Annotated in this window: 11 protein-coding genes, 1 tRNA gene and 1 pseudogene; 10 read left to right on the top strand and 3 right to left on the bottom strand. The window is 41.0% G+C overall.

The window, feature by feature from the left end; translation table 11 throughout:
- Positions 1 to 98: 98 nt before the first annotated feature.
- Positions 99 to 683 (top strand): annotated as a pseudogene (locus tag ACIR131C_RS27415) (Uma2 family endonuclease); the annotation flags it as partial.
- A 603-nt stretch (positions 684 to 1,286) separates the two neighbouring features.
- Here the strand turns inward: ACIR131C_RS27415 and ACIR131C_RS0120275 are convergent.
- A complete protein-coding gene (locus ACIR131C_RS0120275; protein WP_028091628.1) occupies positions 1,287 to 2,159 on the bottom strand; it encodes an S-methyl-5'-thioadenosine phosphorylase in 873 nt (290 codons plus the stop codon).
- A 275-nt stretch (positions 2,160 to 2,434) separates the two neighbouring features.
- Positions 2,435 to 3,427 (bottom strand): zinc-dependent alcohol dehydrogenase family protein, encoded by a 993-nt coding sequence (locus tag ACIR131C_RS0120270; protein ID WP_028091627.1) that lies wholly within the window; start codon positions 3,425 to 3,427, stop codon positions 2,435 to 2,437.
- 264 nt (positions 3,428 to 3,691) lie between these two features.
- Between ACIR131C_RS0120270 and rimP the strand changes: the two genes are divergently transcribed.
- The 6 genes from rimP (at position 3,692) to ACIR131C_RS0120235 (ending at position 12,065) form a co-directional block, all read left to right on the top strand.
- A complete protein-coding gene (gene rimP, locus ACIR131C_RS0120265; protein ID WP_028091626.1) occupies positions 3,692 to 4,153 on the top strand; it encodes a ribosome maturation factor RimP in 462 nt (153 codons plus the stop codon).
- A 138-nt stretch (positions 4,154 to 4,291) separates the two neighbouring features.
- A complete protein-coding gene (gene nusA / locus ACIR131C_RS0120260; RefSeq protein ID WP_028091625.1) occupies positions 4,292 to 5,545 on the top strand; it encodes a transcription termination factor NusA in 1,254 nt (417 codons plus the stop codon).
- An 81-nt stretch (positions 5,546 to 5,626) separates the two neighbouring features.
- Positions 5,627 to 5,896: a YlxR family protein gene (locus ACIR131C_RS0120255; protein ID WP_028091624.1), complete on the top strand. Its 270-nt coding sequence runs from the start codon at positions 5,627 to 5,629 to the stop codon at positions 5,894 to 5,896.
- Between the two features lie 435 nt (positions 5,897 to 6,331).
- Positions 6,332 to 9,436, top strand: coding sequence for a translation initiation factor IF-2 (gene infB / locus ACIR131C_RS0120250; protein WP_028091623.1), 3,105 nt, complete (start codon positions 6,332 to 6,334; stop codon positions 9,434 to 9,436).
- A gap of 373 nt (positions 9,437 to 9,809) precedes the next feature.
- Positions 9,810 to 10,058, top strand: coding sequence for a hypothetical protein (locus ACIR131C_RS23670; protein ID WP_035372635.1), 249 nt, complete (start codon positions 9,810 to 9,812; stop codon positions 10,056 to 10,058).
- 381 nt (positions 10,059 to 10,439) lie between these two features.
- Positions 10,440 to 12,065: a DUF1565 domain-containing protein gene (locus ACIR131C_RS0120235; RefSeq protein ID WP_028091621.1), complete on the top strand. Its 1,626-nt coding sequence runs from the start codon at positions 10,440 to 10,442 to the stop codon at positions 12,063 to 12,065.
- A gap of 51 nt (positions 12,066 to 12,116) precedes the next feature.
- On the opposite strand, the gene ACIR131C_RS0120230 is transcribed toward ACIR131C_RS0120235, so the two are convergent.
- Complete coding sequence (locus ACIR131C_RS0120230; RefSeq protein WP_028091620.1) at positions 12,117 to 12,380, bottom strand: DUF3493 domain-containing protein; 264 nt, start codon at positions 12,378 to 12,380, stop codon at positions 12,117 to 12,119.
- Positions 12,381 to 12,413: 33 nt separating this feature from the next.
- On the opposite strand from ACIR131C_RS0120230, the gene ACIR131C_RS0120225 reads away from it, so the two are divergent.
- The 3 genes from ACIR131C_RS0120225 (at position 12,414) to ACIR131C_RS26345 (ending at position 13,594) form a co-directional block, all read left to right on the top strand.
- Positions 12,414 to 12,485: transfer RNA gene (locus ACIR131C_RS0120225), tRNA-Thr, on the top strand.
- Positions 12,486 to 12,842: 357 nt separating this feature from the next.
- Positions 12,843 to 13,148: a type I restriction-modification system subunit M N-terminal domain-containing protein gene (locus tag ACIR131C_RS26350; protein ID WP_071604980.1), complete on the top strand. Its 306-nt coding sequence runs from the start codon at positions 12,843 to 12,845 to the stop codon at positions 13,146 to 13,148.
- Between the two features lie 2 nt (positions 13,149 to 13,150).
- Positions 13,151 to 13,594 carry an N-6 DNA methylase gene (locus ACIR131C_RS26345; protein WP_028091618.1) on the top strand — a complete coding sequence of 148 codons (444 nt, stop codon included), beginning with the start codon at positions 13,151 to 13,153 and terminating at the stop codon, positions 13,592 to 13,594.
- Positions 13,595 to 13,793: the final 199 nt, after the last annotated feature.

The raw sequence follows: 13,793 nt of genomic DNA, 5'->3' as shown, positions 1-13,793 counted from the left end.
TTCCCTGTTCCCTGTTCCCTGTTCCCTGTTCCCTGTTCCCTTGTCATAACGACAATTTTTCACACCAACCTACTTAGTAACTTATCAAAATCAAACCTATGGCTTTAACCGCACAAGAAATAGAAGCATTAATGCCAGATTGCACGGAACTACTCAGCGACGAACCAGAAATGGAAAGCTCCTTACATTATACACAACTATTAATATTAGTAACTTGCTTAGAATGGTTATGGCGCGATCAAGAAGATTTCTTCATTGGTGCAAATCTCAGCATTTACTATAGCCGACAACAGTTAAAAAATCGGGACTTTAGAGGACCAGACTTTTTCCTAGTCAAAAACACGGAAAAGCGCCCCCGTGCTTCCTGGGTAATATGGGAAGAGGACGGTAAATATCCGAATTTGATTATTGAATTACTTTCTGATTCTACAGCCAAAGTAGACAGAGGATTGAAAAAAGAATTGTATCAAACTCGATTTAGGACTCCTGAGTATTTTTGGTTTTCCCCGAATACCTTAGAATTGGTAGGTTGGAGATTAGTAGGAAATAAATACGAAAGTATTAGTCCTTCAGAAAATGGTTGGTATTGGAGTCAGGAATTAGGATTATACTTAGGAGTGCTGGAAAATAGGTTAAGGTATTTTACCGTTGAGGGTAGATTAATACTTACGCCAGAAGAAGCAAATTTAGAAGAAATTAGAAAAGCTGAAATTGAACGTCAAAAAGCTGAAGCTGAACGTCAAAAAGCTGAATCTGAAAAGCGAAGGGCTGAAATTGAACGTCAAAAAGCTGAATCTGAAAAGCGAAGGGCTGAATCTGAACGTCAAAAAGCTGAAATTGAACAACAGAAGGCTGAAATTGAACGTCAAAAAGCTAAAGCTGAACAACAAAAGGCTGAAATTGAACGTCAAAAAGCTGAAGCTGAACAACAAAAGGCTGAATCTGAAAAGCGAAGGGCTGATGAGGCAGAGCTAAAGGTAGCAATTTTAACTCAACGTTTGAAGGAATTAGGTATTGAAACTGATGATTTATAACTGAGATTATTCCCACGAAACAATCCCAGGAGAATTAAACAATATGGATTTGGTGTAATTACTACACCGTAATTTACCTGTAATCCATTTATTGCTTTGAACATTCTAAGAGGATGCTTGCAAAGTAGAAAAGGATAAAGGTTTTGAAACCCACCTTCTTATATTTTCCCTCTCCTCTAAGGAAAGGTCTTTGAGGTTTATTTGTGTCTTATAAGACTTGCAAACCAAACATCCTCTTAGGTATAATTTCCCTTATAAATACTTCTCTAACAATAATCGCAATTTTTCCTTAGTTGCTGTAGGTGCTTTGTCCAGATTCGTTAAAATAGCATACTTTAAAGCTGAATGAGCATCACTAACAGGATAAATCTCGCTTAATCTCTTTACAGTTTCTTGAATTACCCTTTGAGCATTTATCGCGTTTTTATGTAAATTACTAATCACCATTTCCACCGTTACACTATCATGATCAGTATGCCAACAATCATAATCTGTCACCATTGCTAATGTTGCATAAGCAATTTCCGCTTCCCTAGCTAACTTTGCTTCTGGTAAATTTGTCATACCAATCACTGTAGCATTCCAACTTCGATAAAAATGAGATTCCGCTTGCGTGGAAAAAGCCGGTCCCTCCATACATACGTAAGTACCGCCATGATGCAAGGTAACATCTGGTAAATTTAAAGCTGCGATCGCATCCGCTAAAATACCAGATAACTTTTTACAAATCGGCTCACCAAAAGCGATATGAGCGACAATACCTTCACCAAAGAATGTAGAAATTCGATTTCTGGTTCTATCAATAAACTGATCAGGAATTACCATATCTAGGGGTTTAGCTTCAGCCTTTAAAGAACCCACAGCACTGGCAGATATTAAATATTCTACCCCTAATTGCTTCATAGCGTAAATATTAGCCCGAAATGGCAACTCAGAAGGTAATAGAGTATGATCACGACCATGACGCGCTAGAAAAGCTACTCTTGTCTCCTCTAAAGTTCCGAGAATAATCGCGTCAGAGGGAGAACCAAAAGGTGTAGAAATTTCTACCTCCTCCACATCTTTAAGCGCGTCCATTTTGTACAAACCGCTACCACCAATAATTCCAATTCTCGCTACTGTCATATTATCAAACCTGTGATTAATTGGTCTAAAAAGTAATTTTACAGGAAATATTACAACTATTTCCCATCATGGTTAAAAACAATTTATGGGAGTTAAGATATGATGCTTTTTTTCAAAATCCAAAATTCAGTCACTCCCCAAATTTCTCACCATATATACCATTGTTTCCTCCACAAAAGTAAAGATTTATCTGTGGTTAAATTCCTATTATTTTACCTCGACAAGAACGGGAATATTATAAACACAATCACCTCAACAAATTTCCTCCTGAATTATCAATTTAATAAAACGATCTTACCTAAAACCGAACCATTTTCAATTAAAGTATGTGCTTGTGCTGCTTGAGATAAAGGAAAAGTCTGACTAACTTTAATCCTTAACTTACCTTCATCTATCCAATTCGCACATTGTTGTAAAATATCTCCATGATGTTCTAATGCTTCCACAATTCCTGATAACATTGGTGTCAGCATTAATTCCAAACCAATTCTTAGATTTCTATTTCTAGCAACCTTCCAAACAGTATTAGCTTTAGGTTCGAGAATAGTGACAATATCACCATAAATGCGTACTGCGGGAAAAGACCTTTCAAAAATATCACCACCAACAGTATCAAACACTAAATCCACACCTACACCATCAGTCCAGTCTAATACAGAATTGACAAAATCAGTTTCTCGATAGAAAATCACTTTATCAGCGCCAATTTCAGTAACGAAATTAGCCTTTTCCAAAGAACTAACCGTAGTTGCTACCCTTGCACCTTTGAGTTTAGCCAATTGAATAGCTACATGACCAACACCACCAGCACCAGCATGAATTAATACACTTTCTCCCGGTTCAAGTCTTCCCCGTTCATATAAAGCTTCCCAAGCAGTGATTAAAACCAGGGGTGCGGCTGCTGCTTCTGCAAAAGAAACAGACTTGGGCTTAAAAGCGACAAATCTTTCATCAACAGTAGTGTATTCAGCGTAATTTCCCTGATGTGCGCCCAAACCACCAGAACAAAAATATACTTCATCACCAACCTGGAACTTTTGCACATCAGCGCCCACAGATTCTACTATACCAGCGCCATCACATCCTAAAATAGCTGGCATTTGTTCAGGATCAAATGTACCTCGTTGACGTAATTTAGTATCAATGGGGTTAACACCAGCCGCTAAGATGCGAACTAGAATTTCTGTGTTTGTTGGTACGGGTTGAGGTAATTCTCGTAACTGTAAAACATCCGGCTTACCCGCTGCTGTCATTAATATTGCTTTCATGCTTTTCCCCCCAATGTACTTGTTTAACTCAAAGTAAAAATTACAAACAAATGACAAAAATAAATAACCACTAATTCAAAAATCTCTTGATTCCCTATTTCCTGTTCCCTGTTGCCTAATTTTTGAGAGACCATCTTTATTAATTAAAGAAATAGGCTACACTCATGTTAGGGGCGAACTCATGGAGTGCGTCACAAGACTTCTTGGAAGATATCCCTATCGCAGGAAGTGGGTTGAAGCCCACTTTTTTTATTGAATTCTCTCATGACTCATCCTTTAATACCACAAATTATTGATTTGGCGACACCAGTAGCAACAGAATTAGGATTGGAAATTGTTAATGTAGTTTTTCATACAAATCAAAGTCCGCCAATCCTACGGGTAGATATATTTAATCCTCTACAGGATATTGGCCTGGATGATTGTGAAAGGATGAGCCGTGCCTTAGAAGCGTCATTAGATGCGACAGAGATCATACCAGACGCTTATATATTGGAAGTATCTAGTCCTGGTATTTCCAGACAATTAGTAACAGACAGGGAATTTATTTCCTTCAAAGGATTTCCTGTAGTAATTTCCACTTCCCCACCCTACGAACAAAAGCCAGAGTGGATAGGTTCATTAATGCGTCGAGATGAGACTACTGTTTACCTTAACCAAAAAGGTCGTGTTGTGGAAATTCCCCGTGACCTCATCACCAGAGTACAAATAGATGAGCGTCGCTAATCAATATTAGATTTTAGACGTTGGATTCGGGAACGGGAAAAAGGTAATTGGTGCGGAGTAATTGGTCATGGAAAAACAATTACCCATCACCCATTATCTGATTGTGCTGACTTTACATAAAATTTTAGGAGACTGCGTATGTCAATGGTGACTTTATCGGGATTAAAAGAGCTAATCGAAAGTATTAGCCAAGAACGCAACTTACCGCGTTTAGCTGTACAAGCAGCCATTAGAGAAGCATTACTCAAGGGTTACGAACGTTATCGTCGCGCCCAAAATTTAGAACGTAAACAATTTGATGAGGAGTATTTTAAGAATTTTGAAGTAGAATTAGATATAGAGGGCGAAGGATTTCGTGTTCTTTCCACCAAAAACATTGTTGAAACAGTTAGTAACAACGACCATCAGATTTCCCTAGACGAAGTACAGCAAGTAGCCCCAGAAGCCCAACTGGGAGATTCTGTAGTCTTGGATGTCACCCCAGATCAAGGAGAATTTGGGCGCATGGCTGCCATGCAAACTAAACAAGTATTAGCGCAAAAATTGCGAGATCAACAACGCCAAATGGTGCAAGAAGAGTTTCAAGACTTAGAAGGCACAGTTTTACAGGCTAGAGTCCTACGATTTGAACGCCAATCTGTAGTTTTAGCAGTTAGTAGCGGCTTTGGACAATCAGAAGTAGAAGCAGAATTACCAAAGCGAGAACAGCTACCCAACGATAACTATCGAGCTAATGCTACCTTTAAGGTATATCTAAAAAAAGTTTCCCAAGGACAGCAAAGGGGTCCACAATTGATGGTATCCCGTGCTGATGCAGGTTTAGTTGTTTATTTATTCGCCAACGAAGTCCCAGAAATTGAAGATGAAGTAGTCAGAATTGTCGCTGTAGCGCGAGAAGCCAATCCCCCTTCTCGTTATGTTGGACCCCGAACAAAAATTGCCGTTGATACCTTAGATCGGGATGTAGATCCTGTTGGTGCTTGTATTGGTGCGAGGGGATCAAGAATCCAAGTCGTAGTTAACGAATTACGGGGAGAAAAAATTGATGTCATTCGCTGGTCACCAGACCCAGCCACCTATATTGCCAATGCGTTGAGTCCAGCAAAGGTAGATGAAGTCAGACTCATGGACCCAGAAAGTCGTCAAACCCACGTTTTAGTAGCCGAAGATCAACTGAGTTTAGCCATTGGCAAAGAAGGGCAAAATGTGCGGTTAGCAGCCCGTCTCACTGGTTGGAAAATTGATATTAAAGATCAAGCCAAGTATGATTATGAAGCCGAAAATACTAAATTTGCAGCAGTAAGAGCGCAATATCAATCACAAAATTATGAAGATGAGAGGATAGATAGAGAAGATGAAATCGCAGAAGAATTAGAATTAGAAGCAGATTAACACACCAGAAACGACAATATCCCCAGAAAGATGATTTTTGCCACTAACCACCAACCACTAACTACTGACCACTGACCACTGATGAAACCCAACTATCGGCGTTGTATTAGTTGTCGCCAAGTCAACTTGAAGCAAGAGTTTTGGCGGATTGTCCGCGTCTTTCCATCGGGAAAGGTACAATTAGATCAGGGCATGGGGCGTTCTGCCTACATTTGTCCTCAGGAGACTTGCCTCCAAGTAGCTCAGAAAAAAAATAGATTAGGGAAATCGCTGGGAGGGGCAGTGCCAGATGCAGTGTATCAAACATTGTGGCAACGTCTAAATCACAGCAGTCCCCAAAATCCTATTTAATGGTGACAAAAGCTCAACTATTAGTGATCTAATCCTCACTTTTAGTATCGCTCAAGTTGGTGCCAAAATGGTAAATGGGTGTAAATGGCTTTTTCGATCTCTCTTGACCGAGAGGCCACAGAACATTACTCCCAACAAGTTTTTCTCAATTGTGTTGTAGAAAACGCATAAAGAAAGCAAAACAAAAAAATTAAACATGGCAACCTGGTAGCGCCAAAGCGCAGTTGGGCATTAACCATCACTCAAGCGATGATCAATCGCAGGAGAAAAATTCAAAGGTGGGAAAGCCAGCATGAAACCGAAACATCTCTCTTTCCTAACTGGAGGCACCGGCAATATCACCAAGGGCAACCGAAAAAACAGTGATCAAAGGGTGGAGATGTCACAAACCAGGCAACCATCCGTTAAAACTGTAAATTAAAGGGGAAAGAGTGGATGAACAACGGCAAAGTTAGAATCTATGACTTATCAAAGGAATTGAATTTGGATAACAAAGAGCTATTAGCAATTTGCGACCAGCTCGACATTGCGGTCAAAAGCCATAGCAGTACGATTTCTGAATCAGAAGCTGAACAGATTCGTACCGCAGCCCAAAAGCTCATTGCCGCGAATTTAGCCGCCAAAAAAGCTGCTAAAAAGGAACAAGGTACAAATGGCCATAGACCAAATTCATTCCCCAGCCACAAGAGTGCCAATAACAAACAGCAAATTCTGGAAATTCGTAAACCAAAAATATTGAGAAACACCACCACCAACACACCCGATGCTTCAGTAGCGACTACTGCTGCTGATGCTAATCATCCTTTACCTCCACGGACTTTCGCTACACCAGTGTCACCCATGAAGCCGACGGCACCAACTCGACCAGTACCCAGAAATCAATCTGAAACTCCGCACAAGCCTAATATCACCCCACCGGAACAGGGATCTAATCCTCAACCAGCAGGGGAAAAGGTGACGGCAGCAAAACCAGAAAAAATATCCGTTCCCAGACCGAAACCAGAAAAACCCCAAAAACCACCATTGGTTTCTCCTCCCGCTAGGGTAGATGGCGCAAAACCACCGGAAACGCAATCTGTAGGAGTATCGGAAAAACCCGTCCTCAAACGCGATCGCCAACAACGCGCTGAAGAAAATCCCCATCCGATTCGAGGTAAAGCCAATAAACCTTCATCGGATCAAAATCCATCCCCAGCACCATCAAAACCCAGTCGTGCTACTTCAGCCCCGACAAAACCAGAACAGCGCAGTGGTAGACCATCTGTGGGTGGTGACATCCAACGTCCTCGACCAGCACGCCCCAGTGAAGCAGTGGCAGCCATGCCCATTGCCACTCCACCCCGGCATAATGTAGGAGGAGGGAAGAAGGAAGTATTGGATAGTACACCAATATTACCAGATATCCTGGATTTAAAACGTCCCACACCCCCACGTCTCAACAAAGGCGGGAAAAAATGGCAAGAAGAAGAAATCATTGACGAAATCAAAGAAAAGGCTAAGATTGGACCCAAGGGCAAACGGACCAAACCAATCTTAGAAGATGATTTAATAGATGAAGAAGATTTACTTGATCAAGGTCTGGGTGAAATTTCCGCAGCAGTCCAAGTTAGTCTTTCCATTGCCCGTCCTCCCAAACCCAAAGGAACTCGTACCAGTAGTCCGACGGTAGCGGTTGTAGCTGCTCCCACCACTAGAGGTAAAAAATCTAGTTCTTCGCGCGAGCAACATCGTCGTCAAGAAGCCGTAGAGGAAAAACCAGATCGTCCAGCCACACTGGCTGTCACAGGTCCATTAACAGTTCAAGAATTGGCAGATGCCTTAGTAATTGCCGATACAGAGATTGTCAAAATCCTGTTTATGAAAGGCATGGCCGTCAGTATCACCCAAAACCTAGATATTCCGACTATTACCCTGGTAGCCAAAGAACTAGAAGTAGAAGTCGAAATCGTGGAACGTGAGGCCGAGGCTCGCAAGATCACAGAAATGATTGACGTGGAAGACTTGGATCATCTGCTCCGTCGTCCTCCAGTGGTCACCATTATGGGTCACGTAGACCACGGTAAAACCACCCTCCTCGACTCGATTCGCAAAACTAAAGTTGCGGCTGGAGAAGCGGGCGGTATTACTCAACATATCGGCGCGTACCATGTTGATATAGTCCATGAAGGCAAACCACAGCAGATTGTCTTCCTAGATACTCCTGGACACGAAGCCTTCACAGCTATGCGTGCCAGAGGTGCTAGGGTGACAGATATAGCCGTTTTGGTCGTCGCTGCTGATGACGGTGTTCGTCCCCAAACCATCGAAGCTATTAGCCACGCTAAAGCCGCAGATGTTCCCATTGTTGTCGCTATTAACAAGATTGATAAAGAAGGCGCACAACCAGAGCGAGTTAAACAAGAACTCACTAATTACGGTCTCACCGCTGAAGACTGGGGTGGTGAAACTATTATGGTTCCCGTCAGTGCTATCAGGGGCGAAAACCTCGATACTCTCCTAGAAATGATTATGCTGGTGTCGGAAGTAGCCGAACTATCCGCTAATCCAGATCGGGCTGCTAAGGGAACAGTCATTGAGGCTCACTTGGATAAAGCTAAGGGTGCTGTTGCTACCTTGCTGATTCAAAATGGTACACTCCACGTTGGAGATATGCTTGTAGCCGGTTCGGCCTTTGGTAAAGTCCGCGCCATGGTTAATGATCGAGGTAAGCGTGTAGACGTTGCTACTCCATCCTTTGCTGTCGAAGTATTGGGTTTAAGTGATGTCCCCGCCGCCGGTGATGATTTCGAGGTCTATGAAAACGAGAAAGAAGCTCGTTCTATAGCAAGCGATCGCGCAGACAAACAAAGACAATCCCGCTTGTTGCAAGGTCGTGTCACTCTCACAACCCTGTCAGCACAAGCACAAGAAGGCGAGTTGAAAGAACTCAACTTGATCCTCAAGGGCGACGTGCAAGGTTCTGTGGAAGCCATTATCGGCTCTCTGCGCCAAATTCCTCAAAACGAAGTCCAAATTCGGATGCTCCTGGCTACCGCTGGAGAAATCACCGAAACAGACATAGACTTAGCTGCGGCTAGTAACGCTGTTATCATTGGCTTTAATACCACCTACGCCAGTGGTGCTAGACAAGCTGCGGATGAAGCAGGTGTAGATGTTAGAGAATATAACATCATCTACAAACTCTTGGAAGATATTCAAGGTGCTTTAGAAGGTCTCCTCGAACCAGAATTGGTAGAAGAACCCTTGGGACAAACAGAAGTCCGTGCTGTCTTCCCCGTCGGCCGAGGCGCGGTTGCCGGTTGTTATGTTCAATCTGGTAAACTGGTTCGCAACTGTAAAGTGCGCGTCCGTCGCCATAATAAGGTAGTTTATGAAGGTGTTCTCGATTCCTTGAAACGGATGAAAGAAGATGCCCGCGAAGTCAACGCAGGTTATGAATGTGGTATCGGCATTGATAAGTTCCATGACTGGGTGGAAAATGACATCATTGAAGCCTATCAAATGGTAACTAAACGTCGTACCCTAACCATGACGAAATAGTTCCGTGATGAGAACGTTGAGTGCTGAGTTGATGAGTGTTGAATTAAGACTACTTAGAGTTCAACACTCAAATAAGATAAACTCAGCACTCCGTAATTCACAACGAATCAGGCTGATCAAAATTCTCTGTTTCCTTAAAAACAAGTTTTTTTGCAAGTTTCTGACAGCAAATTCCACTTTTAGTAATTAACGAGACAGAATTTATAGAGGGAAAACTATTATTTTAGGAAAAGTTTAAGCAAAATTTGCTAATTTTAGGTCTGGGTGACTAGATTTACGTCTTTCCCCTTGAGTTTGAAATAAATAGACATCTAAAATCTAAAATCCCAAATCTCAAATCCTCTGGGAAGTGAAAAATCAGGAATGAGAAATTATGACTCAATTTCCAACTTCTAGCGATTACGCGCATCAACAGGACACCAAAGGCTATAGCAGTAGTGAGCCTAGAGATATCCAATTATCTACTAACAAACTACTCTGGCAGGAACTAAAATATGTTATATCTGCTAGTTCCGGTTTTAAACGGTGGCAACTAGAATGTAATGCTCAATTACAGAGTTTACTCCTAGATCAACAAGTGCAAATGTATTTACGAGAGACTTTAGACACTTTAGCTTATTAATCATTTGGCCAATACTTATCACCTGCTTTTTGCAGAAGACTTGAGGATAAGATTTCTTATCCTCAATTTTTATGTATATCCGGGAACAAGAAAGAGTAGATAAGAGTCAAAAACCGCAGAAACTGAACTATTCAAATCAAATATTTTTACCCCCAAAAATTGGGATTTTCTGGCTGAAAAACCACCCAAAAATTCAACAACGGGGGTTTTGTCCAATATACAGTTACCGAAAGGTTCAGTTACGTGATTTTTTTAATCATAATTTTAGCTAAAAAATTGCCAATCATCGGGTATAGTTTGTCTTATGTTGTTACAGAATTCAATCTGTCACCTGAGACTCTTGTGAAAGTACCATCATTAAACACACAATTCAGTAAGAAAATGAAAAATCAGGGTTTCCATATTTCTAGTTTATCCTTGCAAGCCAGCCTTACAGCTTTGTTATTAATTGCTGGTAATTCTACTCTGGTATCTAATCAAGTTAAAGCTAGTCCTAACCCCATTTTAACAGCCCAAGCCCCGGCCACAGCCACCGTCATTTACGTTAACTCAGCTACAGGACAAGATATCACTGGCGCTGGAACTGTAGCAGCACCCTATAAAACAATTGCCTTTGCCCTGTCCCAAGCTCAATCAGGGACAGTAGTTCAAGTTGCTCCCGGTACTTATAGTAAAGATACGGGTGAAAAATTTCCCCTGATCCTTAACTCAGGTGTGACACTTAAAGGTGATGAAGCCAATAAAGGTCAAGGTACTTTAATTAGTGGTGGTGGTTTTTACACCAGTCGCACCTGGGCAAAACAGGATATTACACTGTTAGCTGACAATAATACTATCATTACAGGTTTAACTTTTACCAACCCTAATTCACGTGGGACTGCTGTCTGGGTAGAATCTAGTAACCCTGTGATCAAAAACAGTACCTTTACTAACAGCAATAGAGATGGGATTTATCTGACCGGTACTGCTAATCCCCAAATTGAAAGTAACATCTTTTTGAAAAACGGGGGTCAGGGAATTTCTGTAACTAAATCCGCACAAGGTTCGATTCGTGGTAACTTATTTCAGAATACTGGTTTCGGTGTAGCAATTGGTGGTAGTTCCACACCTTTATTAGAGGCTAATAACATCACTCAAAATAAGAGTGGTTTGTATATTTCGGAAACAGCAAAACCCATACTCCGTAACAACGCAATTCGCAATAATACACAGGATGGTATAGTCGCTACCATTAATGCTGCCCCTGACCTTGGTACTAGTAGCAGTCCCGGTGGTAATCTCATCCGTGATAACGGTCGTCATGATCTCAACAATTCTACCAAGGGCAAGATTACGGCCATTGGTAACGATATTAACCAGAAGAAAATTTCCGGTCCTGTTGATTTTATTGCTGCTACGGTAACTACACCTTCCGATGGTAATACTGCTTTTAAAGATGTGCAAACAGGTTATTGGGCAAAAGCTTATATCGAAGCCTTAGCTTCTCAAGGTATTATCGCTGGTTTTCCAGATGGCAGTTTTAAACCTAATGAACCCGTAACTCGTGCTCAATTCGCTGCCATTATCAACAAAGCCTTTAAACCCTCAGCAACTCGCAAAGCCATTACCTTTAAAGATGTAAAAAGTAATTATTGGGGTTATGGTGCTATTCAAGCCGCTTCTAGTAGTCCATTCCTGACCGGCTATCCTGACATAACCTTTAAACCAGAACAACAAATTCCCAGAGTCCAGGCAATAGTGGCTTTAGCGAATGGTTTGGGTTTAACTGCCAGTGATCAGAATGCAATCAAATTCTACACTGATGCTGGTCAAATTCCCAGTTATGCAGCAGGTGCTGTGGCCGCAGCAACTTCACGGCAATTAGTCATTAACTATCCAAACGTGAAAGAGCTTGCTCCTAAGCGTCAAGCAACTAGAGCCGAAATTGCGGCCTTTGTCTATCAGGCTTTGGTTAGTGCGGGTCGTGTTCAACCCATTGCTTCTCAATATCTTGTCACTACTAAGTAATTAGTACCAGGGCAGACGGGAAATATGATCTTGTCTTCTGTCTCTTTTCTGTCATTTATCCCCTCTATTTTCCCATTTCCACAGAAACACCATTAGCCCAATTACTCCTAGCTGGATTGCGAAATTAGGCAATGCTCGCTCAATATCGCGCCCTGCTAGGAGTTGGAAAAAGAAGACGAAGGCACCAATAAAACCTGAAGCACCCACGCTGACATAGATAAATTGTCTTAACCCCCGATAGGGTGCGGCTACCTCCGCTTTTAAACGTTCATATTGTTGGGGTTTGAGATTATTTGGAGAATTTGGTTCCATCATCAATAAATTATGTTATAATGTTTGACTGTGTACGCCGATGTGGCTCAGGGGTAGAGCAACTGATTCGTAATCAGTAGGTCGTGGGTTCAAATCCCATCATCGGCTTTAAGTAATATATCTCTAAACGGCTTTGTTTTTTGATTCTATAGGTAGGGGTAAAGTTGCCTTCTAGAACCGCTAGGGAATGAATTCTCTGTCTCACAGATCAATTCCGTTGAAGCGGACTAGTACAACACGGCGTAAGTGAATAAACCATTTTCAAGCATTGTAATCAATCAAATTTTCTCTTGCTTTACCCCTACACATTTAGGTTTTTCCTAATCTTGCAAAAATCCATGTCCTAGCGATACTTAGTATAAAGTATATACTAGTTGGAGAAATTAAAACTCATTTACTAAAGCAGATGCAACTTTAGTTTAAACTAAAACAAATAATTATTATACTGCCTACTTTATTAACAGCATGAATCACACGACACACAACAGTATTGTTAATTTTATCTGGAATATTGCCGACGATGTATTAAGAGATGTCTATGTACGCGGAAAATACAGAGATGTTATTTTGCCTATGACGGTACTGCGGCGTTTAGATTGTTTACTAGAACCTAGTAAAGATAAGGTTCTTGAATATTATCAGAAATTGGAAGCGGGTAATTTTGGACAAAATGCGATCGCTCAACAACTTCCGAGAATATCAGGTTATGTTTTTTATAATACTTCTGAATTTACCTTTAAAACCTTACTCGTATTATTGGCTTACCTTTGAATATGTTTTATAACACGGGTATTGCTACTTGTATTTGGGTACTTTCTAACCGCAAACCCGAAAAACGTCAAGGTAAAGTGCAATTAATTGACGCTACGGAATGGTATGGAAAGTTAAGAAAGAATTTGGGTAAGAAAAATTGTGAATTAACTCAAACCAATATTCAGAAAATTACAGAAACGTTTTTAGCATTTGCGGAAACTGAAGAATCTAAGATTTTTGATAATGCGGATTTGGGTTATCATAAAATCACTGTTGACCGTCTTTTAAGGTTGAAATTTCAAATTACAATAGATTATGATAAAACGGTGAGGGGTTATGAAATTTCTTTTACCAAGTATTTTTATAAGTTTAAACCGTTGCGGAGTTTGGAGGAAATAGCGGCGGATATTTTGGCTTTGGAAGGGGAAACGGAAGGGGTTTTACGTCAGATTGTCAGTGAGTAGTAATTTAGAAAAGAGAGGAAATTATATGCACAATAATCATGATGAATTAAAATTACAACTGCGTCCCCGTCTCACAGAGGTTGTTTCTCTCAATATACCAACGGATACGTTAGCATCTTTAACAGAAGTAGCTGATAATAAAGATATGTCTGTAGAAGCTTTACTGAAATTGTATATTGGACAAGGTTTAAGACAAGAT

The organism is Dolichospermum circinale AWQC131C, assembly GCF_000426905.1.
Taxonomy (GTDB): domain Bacteria; phylum Cyanobacteriota; class Cyanobacteriia; order Cyanobacteriales; family Nostocaceae; genus Dolichospermum; species Dolichospermum circinale.
Note: the sequence above shows the minus strand (reverse complement) of the source record. Positions and strands in the feature narration are given on the sequence as shown.